This is a genomic window from Burkholderia sp. LFS061 (assembly GCF_047978125.1).
GTDB lineage: Bacteria > Pseudomonadota > Gammaproteobacteria > Burkholderiales > Burkholderiaceae > Burkholderia > Burkholderia pyrrocinia_C.
In genome coordinates this window covers 61,509-73,216 of the sequence record NZ_JBFPFS010000027.1, presented here as the reverse complement: position 1 = coordinate 73,216, position 11,708 = coordinate 61,509, and the positions used below count along the sequence as shown (strand labels likewise).

9 protein-coding genes are annotated in these 11,708 nt (G+C 68.5%); 6 read left to right on the top strand and 3 right to left on the bottom strand.

Annotated elements, in window-relative coordinates:
• The first annotated feature begins 134 nt into the window (after positions 1 to 134).
• Both ACNQQL_RS22705 and ACNQQL_RS22700 read left to right on the top strand, forming a co-directional pair.
• On the top strand, positions 135 to 1,565 hold the full coding sequence (locus ACNQQL_RS22705; protein ID WP_258282114.1) for a purine-cytosine permease family protein: 1,431 nt from the start codon (positions 135 to 137) through the stop codon (positions 1,563 to 1,565).
• 165 nt (positions 1,566 to 1,730) lie between these two features.
• Positions 1,731 to 2,801, top strand: a complete 1,071-nt coding sequence (locus ACNQQL_RS22700; protein ID WP_347065827.1) for a porin — start codon at positions 1,731 to 1,733, stop codon at positions 2,799 to 2,801.
• A 58-nt stretch (positions 2,802 to 2,859) separates the two neighbouring features.
• Here ACNQQL_RS22700 and ACNQQL_RS22695 read toward each other — a convergent pair whose 3' ends face one another.
• Entirely contained in the window at positions 2,860 to 3,816 is a 957-nt protein-coding gene (locus ACNQQL_RS22695) for a LysR family transcriptional regulator (RefSeq protein WP_204426087.1), read from the bottom strand.
• Positions 3,817 to 4,008: 192 nt separating this feature from the next.
• Between ACNQQL_RS22695 and ACNQQL_RS22690 the strand changes: the two genes are divergently transcribed.
• The 3 genes from ACNQQL_RS22690 to ACNQQL_RS22680 are packed head-to-tail and all read left to right on the top strand — an operon-like array spanning position 4,009 to position 7,670.
• Positions 4,009 to 5,319, top strand: a complete 1,311-nt coding sequence (locus ACNQQL_RS22690) for an MFS transporter (protein WP_347065825.1) — start codon at positions 4,009 to 4,011, stop codon at positions 5,317 to 5,319.
• 31 nt (positions 5,320 to 5,350) lie between these two features.
• Positions 5,351 to 6,622: a Zn-dependent hydrolase gene (locus ACNQQL_RS22685; RefSeq protein WP_347065823.1), complete on the top strand. Its 1,272-nt coding sequence runs from the start codon at positions 5,351 to 5,353 to the stop codon at positions 6,620 to 6,622.
• Positions 6,623 to 6,647: 25 nt separating this feature from the next.
• A complete protein-coding gene (locus tag ACNQQL_RS22680) occupies positions 6,648 to 7,670 on the top strand; it encodes a histone deacetylase family protein (protein ID WP_310135013.1) in 1,023 nt (340 codons plus the stop codon).
• Positions 7,671 to 7,718: 48 nt separating this feature from the next.
• Here ACNQQL_RS22680 and ACNQQL_RS22675 read toward each other — a convergent pair whose 3' ends face one another.
• The gene (locus tag ACNQQL_RS22675; RefSeq protein ID WP_347065820.1) at positions 7,719 to 8,924 is read right to left on the bottom strand and encodes an MFS transporter; all 1,206 of its coding nucleotides are present in this window, start codon (positions 8,922 to 8,924) and stop codon (positions 7,719 to 7,721) included.
• Between the two features lie 628 nt (positions 8,925 to 9,552).
• Positions 9,553 to 10,464 (bottom strand): LysR family transcriptional regulator, encoded by a 912-nt coding sequence (locus tag ACNQQL_RS22670; RefSeq protein WP_347065818.1) that lies wholly within the window; start codon positions 10,462 to 10,464, stop codon positions 9,553 to 9,555.
• 157 nt (positions 10,465 to 10,621) lie between these two features.
• Here ACNQQL_RS22670 and ACNQQL_RS22665 point away from each other — a divergent pair, with 157 nt between their 5' ends.
• Complete coding sequence (locus ACNQQL_RS22665) at positions 10,622 to 11,542, top strand: pyridoxal-phosphate dependent enzyme (protein WP_347065816.1); 921 nt, start codon at positions 10,622 to 10,624, stop codon at positions 11,540 to 11,542.
• Positions 11,543 to 11,708 lie beyond the last annotated feature (166 nt).

Below are 11,708 nucleotides of genomic sequence, written 5' to 3'. Positions count from 1 at the left end.
CAGCGTGCAAACCGTGCGTGCGTGGCGCATGCCGGCGATCCACGGCGCCCCGCACCCGAAGAGCCGAAAGGGCGGCTCGCAGATTCCTGTCTTTTCAAACCATTTGCGGTCCTGAGTATTGTGGAGATTTCCCCGTGTCAACGAATTCCAGTGGAAAAGCCGGCGGCCTGATCGAGGTTCGCTCGATCGACTTCATTCCCGACGCCGAGCGCCACGGCGGGCTGCTGAGCCAGTTCACGCTGTGGCTGTCGGCCAACATGCAGATCACGGCCATCGTCACGGGCGCGCTCGCCGTCGTGCTCGGCGGCGACGTGTTCTGGTCGCTGGTCGCGCTGCTGCTCGGCCAGCTCGTCGGCGGCGCCGTGATGGCGCTGCACGGCGCGCAAGGGCCGCAGCTCGGGCTGCCGCAGATGATCTCGAGCCGCGTGCAGTTCGGCGTGTACGGCGCGATGATCCCGATCGTGCTCGTATGCCTGATGTATATCGGCTTTTCCGCGAGCGGCTCGGTGCTGGCCGGGCAGGCCGTCGCGCAGCTGCTGCACGTCGACGACGCGGCCGGCATCCTGCTGTTCGCGGCCGTGATCGTCGTGCTGACCGTGTTCGGCTATCGCGCGATCCACTTCGTTGGCCGGATCGCGAGCGTGGTCGGCATCGTCGCGTTCGTCTACATGTTCTCGCAGTTGTTCGCGAACCACGACGTCGGAGCGCTGCTCGCGAACAGGCATTTCTCGCTCGCGAGCTTCCTGCTGTCGATGTCGCTGTCGGCGTCGTGGCAGATCGCGTTCGGCCCGTACGTCGCCGACTATTCGCGCTACCTGCCGCGCTCGACGTCGTCGGTCGCGACGTTTCTCGCGGTCGGCCTGGGCTCGGTGATCGGCGCGCAGGCCGCGATGGTGTTCGGCGTGTTCGCGGCCGCGCTGGCCGGCAGCCAGTTCGCGCACCATGAAGTGGCGTATATCGTCGGTCTCGGCTCGACGGGCGCCGTGGCCGCGCTGCTGTACTTCAGCATCGCGTTCGGCAAGGTGACGGTGACGGCGCTCAACGCATACGGCAGCTTCATGTCGATGGCGACGATCGTCAGCGGCTTTCGCGGCAAGGGTGCCGTGTCGTCGAAGAGCCGCCTCGTGTACATCTTCGGGATGATCTGCGTGTCGACGCTGATCGCGCTCGCGGGCCGCCATTCGTTCCTGAAGGAATTCACCGCGTTCATCCTGTTCCTGCTCGCGTTCTTCACGCCGTGGAGCGCGATCAACCTGGTCGACTACTACTGCTTCACGCGCTCGCGCTACGACGTGCCGGCGCTGTCCGATCCGGATGGCCGCTACGGCCGCTGGAACGCGATGGCGATCACGATCTACGTGGTCGGCATCCTCGTGCAGTTGCCGTTCATGTCGACGCACATCTACACCGGTCCGCTCGTCGACGCGCTCGGCGGCACCGACATCTCGTGGATCCTCGGCCTGATCGTGCCGGCCGTGCTGTATTACATCGGCGCGCGCGCGTCGCGGCGCAGCATCCCCGAGCGCCTGATCCTGCCGCTCGAACGCGGCGAAGTTCACCACTGACGACACGCGTCGTGCATCGGGCCGGCCGGCGGCCGGCCTGAGCAGCATGTCGCGTCGGTCCCGGCGTTGCCGGCGCCGGGTGGTCCACAAATTTCCTGTCTTGCGATGCCGGTGCGGCGCGATTGCCGTGCCCGGCATCGTCTCACTCTCCTTTCATCAAATAGTATGACTAAACAAATGAAATGCCGCGCGAGCGCTTCGCCGGTACGGCCGCCGCATGCCGTTCTTCGGATGACGGTCGCAGCCGTGTGTCTTGGCGGCTCGGGAGCCGTGTTCGCGCAGGACGGCGTCACGCTGTACGGCGTGATCGACGAATTCGCGCAGTACGTGAATACCGGCAACGGCTATACGGCGGCGATCAACTCGGGCGGCCAGTGGGGCAGCCGGTTCGGGCTGAAGGGCGGTGAGGATATCGGCGGCGGGCAGAAGATCGAGTTCGCGCTGGAAAACGGCTTCAACCCGAACGACGGCTCGCTGGCGAGTTCGGGCAGCATGTTCAACCGTCAGGCGTGGGTCGGCATCGCGGGGCAGTGGGGCAAGGTGCGCGCGGGCCGGCAGAATTCGCCGCTGTTCAACGACCAGGGCGGGCAGGATGCGTTCGGCGGTGTCACGCAGGCGTCCGGCATGGACAACCTGACCGTGTTCGCGTTCCGCACCAGCAATACGCTGTCGTACCAGAGCCCGGAGATCGCCGGCTTCCAGGGCGGGCTGTATTTCGGGTTCGGCGATGCGGGCGGTGCGCGCTCGGCAGGCTCCAGCCAGCAGTTCGACCTGACCTACGAACACGGGCCGTTCGCGGCGTTCGTCGCGGGCCAGTGGCTGAAGAACGCGACGGCGACCACGACCGATCGCACGATCATGGCCGGCGCGTCGTATGCGATCGGCAAGGCGACGGTCTACGGTGGTTTCTCCGCGGTGAAGTGGGCCGACCTCGGGATCGATTCGCGCGTGTACGGGCTGTCGGTCAAATACCAGTTCAACCCGGCCAACTATGTCGCGCTCGGTTACGCGTATCTGCACGACCAGTCGTCGCAGGGCAACAACGCGGACCAGCTCGGGCTGATGTACGAATACGACCTGTCGAAGCGCACGAGCTTCTATGGCGCGCTGTCGTACCTGCGCAACCGCAACCAGGCCGGCTACACGCTCGCGGGCGCGGCGAACCCTGGCCTGCCGCTCGCGTATCCGGGCGCGAATGCGCGAGGCGTGCAGCTCGGCATCGTGCATCGCTTCTGACGTCGTCGACGCGCCGGGCCGTGTGCGCCCGGCGCTTTCCCCGGGCGCGTTCGCGCCGCTACTTCCCCAGCCGCTCCGCGAGCGAATAGCGCTGCATGCAGCGCTCCATCGCGTCGAGAAACGCGTGCTCGGCCGCGTTCATCTTGCGGTCGCGATGCCACAGCAGGAACACGTCGACATCGACGAGCCCGTCGTCGGGCGGCAGCCGCCACAGCCGCTGCTGCGCGATATCGTCGCGCACGATGTGCTCGGGCAGGCAGCCGATCCCGTAGCCCGCGAAGATCAGCCGCCGCACTTCATCGAGGCTCGGCGACGACGCGACGATGCGCCCCGTGAAACCCTTCTGGTCGCGGAACACGGTGAGCGGCGACAGGCTGTCGCCGATCTGGTCGCTCGTGAACGACACGAAATTCTCCGCGAGCAGATCGTCCATCCGCAGTTGCGTCTGCCCGAACAGCCGGTGATGGCGGCCGCAGTAGATCGCATAACGCTGGCGCAGGAAGCAGCGCATCTCCAGCTTGTCGTGCGGCGTGCGGCACAGGCCGAGCCCGGCCGTGGCCGTCTTCTGCAGCAGCGACGAAAGAATGTCCGACGAGCGCATCACTTCGATCTGCAGGTCGATGCGCGGATACGCGCGATGGAAGTCCGCGAGGAATTCGTCGTAGACGGGCGATTCGATGCGGCTCACCGTCAGCAGCCGGATCGAACCGGTCAGGTCGGCTGTGCTGTCGTCGATTTCCGTTTCGAGGCGCGAGATGCCGCCGTAAATGTCGCTCGCGATCCGGTACACGGCTTCGCCGGCCGGCGTCGGCGCGAAGTGCGCGCCGCGCCGCTCGATCAGCCGGCGCTCGAGCGCGTCCTCGAGCCGCCGCAACGCCTGGCTCACGGCCGGCTGAGTCACATGCAGGCGCGCGGCCGCGCGGCTCACGCTGCGCTCCTGCATGATCACCAGATAGGTGCGCAGCAGGTTCCAGTCGAGACGGTCGTTCAGGAACGGGGCGAGGTCGGGGCGCATCGGGTCTCCGGGCGAGGCGTCGGGGTGGGTATTAGTTAAATTTATACAGCGAATAACAACTTGAAATTTGACTAATGATTTGCGGTCGCCGATAAAGGAGGGGTGCCGCAGCGTGCGGCGCGAGGCCGCGACAGACGGCCGTCACCACGATATTGCGTGTCGCCCGCAACGCGGCGCGCGTCAGGAGCCCGCATGACCCAGTCCCTTCCTTCCGCCCGCCAGCCGGGACGCGCCGCGACGGCCGCGTTCATCGGCACGATGATCGAGTGGTACGACTTCTACATCTACGCGACCGCTGCCGCGCTCGTGTTCGGCGAACTCTATTTCCCGTCGCACGACCCGTTCGTCAGCACGATGGCGTCGTTCGCGACGTTCGCGGTCGGCTTCTTCGCGCGGCCGCTCGGCGGTGTCATCTTCGGCCATCTCGGCGACCGTATCGGCCGCAAGAAGGCGCTGATGACGACGCTGATGATGATGGGCGTGGCGACCGTCTGCGTCGGGCTGCTGCCCGACTATTCGAAGGTCGGCATGCTCGCGCCGGTGCTGCTCGTCGTGCTGCGCGTCGTGCAGGGGATCGCGGTCGGCGGCGAATGGGGCGGCGCGGTGCTGATGGCGGGCGAGCATGCGCCGCAGGGGCGCCGCACGTTCTTCGCGTCGTTCGCGCAGCTCGGCAGCCCGGCCGGACTGATCCTGTCGCTGATCGCGTTCCGCGCGGTCACGTCGATGGACAAGGCCGACTTCCTCGCATGGGGCTGGCGCCTGCCGTTTCTCGCGAGCGCGGTGCTGCTCGTGGTCGGCATCCTGATCCGGTTCGGCGTGAACGAGTCGCCGGAATTCGCACGCGTGAAGGAAGCGAACCGCACGGTGAAGCTGCCGGTCGCCGAAGTGTTCCGTTCCGCGTCGGGGCTCGTGGCCCTATGCATCGGCGCGAACACGATCGGGATCGCGGGCGTCTATTTCACGAACACGTTCATGATCGCTTACACGACGCAGTACGTCGGCGTATCGCGCTCGCTGATCCTCGACAGCCTGTTCGCGGTCGCGATCATCCAGTTCGTCGCGCAGCCGATCGCCGCATGGATCGCCGAGCGGATCGGCGGCGCGCGCTTCCTGAAGCTCGCGGCGCTGCTCGCGATGCTGTCGCCGTATCCGATGTTCATGCTCGTGCAGGGCGGCACGTCCGCGTCGCTCGTCGCGGGCATCGCGCTCGCGGTCGTATGCATGGCCGGTTTCTACTCGGTGATCGCGGGCTTCGTGAGCGACGTGTTTCCCGCGCACGTGCGCTATTCGGCGATCTCGCTCGCTTATCAAATCTGCGGCGCGATCGCGGGCGGCCTGACGCCGCTCGTCGGCACGTGGCTCGCGCATCGCTTCACGGGTCAGTGGTGGCCGCTCGCGGTGTTCTACACGTGTCTCGCCGGCATCTCGCTGCTCTGCATCGTCGCGCTCGATGCGCGCCGGGCCGCGCAGCCGGCCGCCGCCGAAGCGCTCGGCTCGCATTGAACCGCTAAGAACGAATTCATCCGGAGTGCAGATGAAAGACCTGTTGGAAATCGATGGCGCACGTCTGTGGCAGAGCCTGGCCGACATGGCGCGCGTCGGAGCGACGCCGCGCGGCGGCGTGCGGCGCCTCGCGCTCACCGACGACGACCGCCGCGGTCGTGACCTGTTCGCGCAATGGTGCCGCGATGCGAGGATGACGGTGAGCGTCGACGCAGCCGGCAACCTGTTTGCACGGCGCGACGGCACCGATGCGCAGGCCGCGCCGGTGCTGATCGGCAGCCATCTCGATACGCAGCCCGAAGGTGGCCGCTTCGACGGCGTGTATGGCGTGCTCGCCGCGCTCGAACTCGTGCGCACGCTGAACGATGCCGGCATCGCGACCGACAAGCCGCTGGAGATCGTGTCGTGGACCAACGAGGAGGGCGCGCGCTTCGCGCCGGCGATGCTCGGTTCGGCCGTGTTCACGGGCGCGTTGCCGCTCGCCGACGCACTGGCGAAGCAGGACGCCGACGGCGTCACGCTCGGCGCGGCACTCGACGCATGCGGCTATCGCGGCACGCGCGCGACGGGCGGCGCCGTCGATGCGTATTTCGAAGCGCATATCGAGCAGGGGCCCGTGCTCGAGGCGAACGGCACGACGATCGGCATCGTCACGGGCGGGCAGGCGATCCGCTGGCTCGACGTGACGGTAACGGGCATCGCCGCGCACGCGGGCACGACGCCGATGCCGTATCGCAAGGACGCATATTTCGCGAGCGCGCAGATCGCGCTCGAACTCGAACGGATCGTCGCCGGCTACGCGCCGCGCGGGCTCGCGACGATCGGGCAGGTCGGGATCCGCAACGCGTCGCGCAACACCATTGCCGGCGACGTGACGTTCACGGTCGACCTGCGCCATCACGACGATGCCGAAGTCGATGCGATGGAGCGCGACTTGCGCGATGCGTGCGCGCGCATCGCCGCCGTGCGCGGCGTGCAGGTCGCGATCGATACCTGCTGGCGCAGCCCGGCGACGCCGTTCGATCGCGATTGCGTCGAGCTGGTCGCGCAGGCGGCGGCCGCGTTCGGCTACACGAACGAGCGGATCGTCAGCGGCGCCGGCCACGATGCGATCCTGCTCGCGCGCTGCTTCCCGACCGCGATGGTGTTCATCCCGTGCGTCGACGGTCTGTCGCACAACGAAGCAGAGGATGCATTGCCCGACGACGTGACGCGCGGCACGAACGTGCTGCTCCATGCGGTGCTGGCGCGCGCCGGCATCGCGGCGCGCGTCGAAGCGGCAACCACCGCGCACGAGGCATGACGCGGCGAATCGACGAGGACGAACGATGAAAACCTATTTCCATCCCGAACAACTGCTGCACCATCCGCGCAGCTACCTGTCGCGCGGGCAGATGCGCGAACCGCAGGAAGTGCCCGAGCGCGCGGCGCGGCTCGTCGCCGCCGTGCGCTCGCTCGACTTCGACGTGCGCGAGCCGGCCGACCGCGGCACCGCGCCGATCGCGGCCGTGCACGACATGAACTACCTGCGCTTTCTCGAGGACGCGCACCGCGACTGGAAGCAGATGCCCGACGACTGGGGCGACGAAGTGATGTCGAACGTGTTCGTGCGCGATCCGAACCCTCTGCGCGGCATACTCGCGAAAGCCGCGCGCTACCTCGCCGATGGCAGCTGCCCGGTCGGCGCGAACACGTGGCGCGCCGCGTACTGGTCCGCACAGGGTGCGCTCGCGGCCGCGGCCGACGTCAACGACGGCGCGCGCGAGGCCTACGCACTGTGCCGGCCGCCCGGCCATCATGCGCGTCGCGACGCGGCCGGCGGCTTCTGCTACCTGAACAATGCGGCGATTGCCGCTCAATCGCTGCTCGGCCGCCATCGCAGGGTCGCGATCCTCGACACCGACATGCATCACGGGCAGGGCGTGCAGGAGATATTCTACGGCCGCGACGACGTGCTGTACGTATCGATTCACGGCGATCCGACCAACTTCTACCCGGTCGTCGCCGGCTACGAGGAAGAGACGGGCGCGGGGGCGGGCGACGGCTTCAACCTCAACTTGCCGATGCCGCACGGCGCGCCGGAGTCGGTGTTCTTCGAGCGGCTCGACGACGCGCTGCGCGCGCTCGCGAGGTTCCAGCCCGATGCGCTCGTGCTCGCGCTTGGCTTCGACATCTACAAGGACGATCCGCAATCGCAGGTCGCCGTCACGACCGACGGTTTCGGGCGGCTCGGCGGCGCGATCGGCGCGCTCGGCCTGCCGACGGTGATCGTGCAGGAGGGCGGTTATCACCTCGACAGCCTCGACGCGAACGCGCGTGCGTTCTTCGGCGGGTTCGCCGGCGCGCGCTGACGCAGCAGCGCGGGATTGCATGCGCCGCCGGCGCGGGACGGGGCGCGGTTACGAATTGGCGGTGGCCGGTGCGTGGCGGCGCTGCGCCATCTGCAGCACGACGAGCGTGAGTCCGGCCGCGGCGATCAGCCCGCCGACGAGCGGGACGGCCGCATAGCCGAAGCCGGCCGAGATCGCCGCGCCGCCGGCTGCCGCGCCGACCGCGTTGCCGAGGTTGAACGCGCCGATGTTGACGGCCGACGCGAGGCCAGGTGCCTCGTGAGCCGCACGCATCACGCGCATCTGCAGCGGCGGCACGACCGCGAACGTCGCGATACCCCACACGAGCAGCGTGACGGCGGCGCCGGCATGCGTGCTCGCGAGCAGCGGGAACGCGGCCATCGTCGCGATCAGCAGCAGCAGGAAACCGACCAGCGTGCCGTCGAGCGAGCGGTCGGCCAGACGGCCGCCCGCGATGTTGCCGATCGAGAAGCCGACGCCGATCAGCACGAGCATCGCGGTCACGAAGCCGGGCGTCGCGCCGGTCAGGTGTTCGAGCGTCGGCGCGACATACGTGTAGAGCGTGAACATCGCACCGGCGCCGAGCACCGTCGTCCCGAGGGCACCGAGCACGACCGGGCGCGTCAGCACCGACAGTTCGGCGCGCAGGTCGGGCATCTTGCCGGCTTCGCCCTTCGGCAGCGCGGCGAACAGGCCGGCGATCGCGATCAGGCCGAGGCCCGCGGTCGCCGCGAACGACATGCGCCAGCCGATGATCTGGCCGAGCCAGGTCGCGGCCGGCACGCCGCCGACGTTCGCGATCGTGAGACCCATGAACATCGTCGCGACCGCGCTGGCCTGCTTGTCGCGCGGCACGAGGCTGGCCGCGACCACCGAGCCGAGCCCGAAGAACGCGCCGTGGTTGAGGCTCGTCACGAGGCGGGCGAGCAGCAGCGTCGTGTAGCCCGGTGCGACGGCCGACAGCAGGTTGCCGATCGTGAAGATCGACATCAGCGCGATCAGCGCCGAGCGGCGCGACCAGCGCGCGAGCAGCAGCGTCATCAGCGGGGCGCCGACCATCACGCCGATCGCATACGCGCTGATCAGCATGCCGGCCTGCGGGATCGACACGTGCACGCCGTCGGCGATCACGGGCAGCAGGCCCATCGGCGAGAATTCGGTCGTGCCGATGCCGAACGCGCCGGCGGCGAGCGCCAGCAGCGGCAGCGCGGCGCTGCCGCCCGGGTGGGAAGGAGAGGAAGTCGTGGTGTTCACGCGGTGGGCTCCTGTAATCGAGGGGCAACGGCACGGGCCATTGACGACAGCGCGAAGTGTGCCTGCATTACTTTTGCGGAAAAAGCCGCATGCTGACGAAATTATCTTGATTCCATGTCAACAATGCGGAGCGCGTCCCGCGTGCGCGCGAGGCCCGCTCGTGGCGATCCGGGAGCCGGCCGGCGACTGCGCAGCGGCGTGTGCCCGGGGAGATCGAACGGGGCGTTCATGCGTTGGCTGCAACCCGGCGCGGGCATCGCGTCGTAGCCCAAAAACCCTTTGCCGGCACGGCGCACAGGCAAAAAAGCCCCGGTCACAGGGGGGCCGTGACCGGGGCGGAAACGCATCCTCTCTTTGGCACGAGGACTGGATGCGCGCGAAGTATATTTCGGCACATGACAATTCGAAATGGCGTTAAACGGCCGTTTTTGGTGTCAATTTAAAAATACGGGCGCAGGGGCGTCCGTCGTCATCGCTTAAAAAGATTTTTCGCGGGCGCGATGCCGCTGTTTAGCGCGTTGCAACGGCTGAACGTCGATTTGACGGAGGGCGGAATCCGTTCGCCGGCCGGCGGCGCGAATCGCACCGCTCGAGCGCTTGCCGCGCCTGACCGGTATCCGGTACCGGGTCAATCCGGTGCGCCGGCCGCCTCGCGCACGGCCGCGAGAAACCGTGCGACGACGGGCGACGGTGCCGCCGCCGCGCCGTCGAACACGAACTCGATATCGAAGCGGCTCGCTAGCTCGTCGAGCGCGACGAGCCGAACCGTGCGCGGGCACGTCGGCGACGCGCTTTCCGGCACGAACGCACAGCCCATTCCGGCCGCGACGAGGCCGATCAGCGTCGGGATGTCGCTGCCGACCTGAGCGATGCGTGGCGTGAAGCCGGCCTGCCGGCACTGCGTCATCAGGAACCGGTGGTGGGCGGCGGAGCGCTGTGCGTCGAACCAGACGAACGGCTCGTTCGCGACGTCGGCCAGCGTGCGCGGCGCGTTGAAGCGTCCGCCGGGCGGCGCGGGCATCGCGAGCACGAAACGATCGCTCAGCAGCCGCACGCCGGACAGGTGCGGCGCCTCTTCGCGACGCCACGCCATGATCCCGCCATCGAGCTGGCCGCGCACCAGCGCGCTCGCCTGTTCGGCCGACAGCATCGGCGCGATCGACAGCTTCACGTCCGGGCACGCGTCGCGAAACGCTTTGAGCACGTTCGCGACGACGGGCAGCGGCAGGCAGTTCGGCAGCGCGCCGAGCCGCAGTTCGCCGAGCTGGCCGGCCGCGCTGCGCAGCGCGCGTTCGCGGCTGTCCTGCAGCGTCGCGAGCAGGCCGGTCGCATCCCGCAGGAAGCTCGCGCCGGCCGCGGTGAGCGTGACGCCGGTGGTGCGGCGGATCAGCAGCGGCGTGCCGATCGCGTCCTCGAGTTCGCGGATCTGACGCGACAGCGCGGGCTGGACGATGCCGGCCGCGCGGGCGCCGGCCATCACGCTGCCGGCTTGCGCGACGGCCACGAAGTAACGCAGGTGACGCAGTTCGATCTGGCGCATGCGGAGCCCGTCCCGGTTCGTTGATATGCCTGTGAAGCATAACAAATGCCATTCGATGGTATTGGAAAGCATGGCGTGCGTGCCGTACGATGACCGTCGTTGCCGCACTCGTTCGCGAGTCGCGTGCGTTCCCTCCGTTCCGATCGTGTCTCGCTCCATGCCGCTTCATATCCCGACCCCTTATATCCGCTCGCAAATCGCATCCCGCCGGCTCGGCAGGACCATCCGGCTGAAGCTCGATGCGCTGCAGCCGTCGGGCTCGTTCAAGCTGCGCGGCATCGGCGCCGTCTGCGAAGCGCGGCACGCGGCCGGCGCGCGGCGGTTCGTGTCGTCGTCGGGCGGCAACGCGGGTATCGCGGTTGCGTATTGCGGGCGCGAACTCGGCGTGCCGGTGCTCGTCGTCGTGCCGGAAAGCGCGTCGGCCCGCGCGCGCGAACTGATTCGCGTCGAGGGCGCGGAACTGGTCGTGCACGGTGCGAGCTGGGCCGAGGCGAACGCGTTCGCGCAGTCGGCGCTCGGCGAGCACGACGCGTTCGTGCATCCGTTCGACGACCGCGTGCTGTGGCAGGGCCACGCGACGATGATCGACGAATTGGCGGCCGTCGGCCCGAAGCCCGACGCGGTCGTGCTCGCGGTCGGCGGCGGCGGGCTGCTGTGCGGTGTGCTCGAAGGGCTGGCGCGCAATGGCTGGCACGACGTGCCGGTCGTCGCGGCCGAAACGGAAGGCGCCGACTGCTATGCGCGCTCGGTCGCGCAGGGGCGCCCGGTCGAATTGGCGGCGATCGCGAGCATCGCGACGTCGCTCGGCGCGAAGCGGCCGTGCGACGCGGCGGTCGAATGGGCGACGCGGCACGAGATCCATCCCGTCGTCGTGTCCGACGCGGACGCGGTGGCCGCGTCGCTGCGGTTCCTGGACGAACACCGGATCGTCGTCGAGCCCGCGTGCGGCGCCGCGCTGGCCGCGCTCGAGCGGCCGGTGCCGGTGCTTGCGTCGGCATCGGACATCGCCGTGATCGTCTGCGGCGGCGTGACGGCGACCGTCGAGCATCTGCAGACGCTGCGCGCAACGTTGCGGTAAGCGGGGAAGCCGCCACGCAGGTTGGTCGGGTGACGGAAGGACGGTCGTCGATTTCGGCGACGGCGGGCATCGGCCATGCAGGGCTTGCCGCGACGCGTCGACGTCACGTTCCGGTTATCGCAATGGCGAAAACGCAGCCGGCAGGCAGCCGGGCGCGCGGAAATTC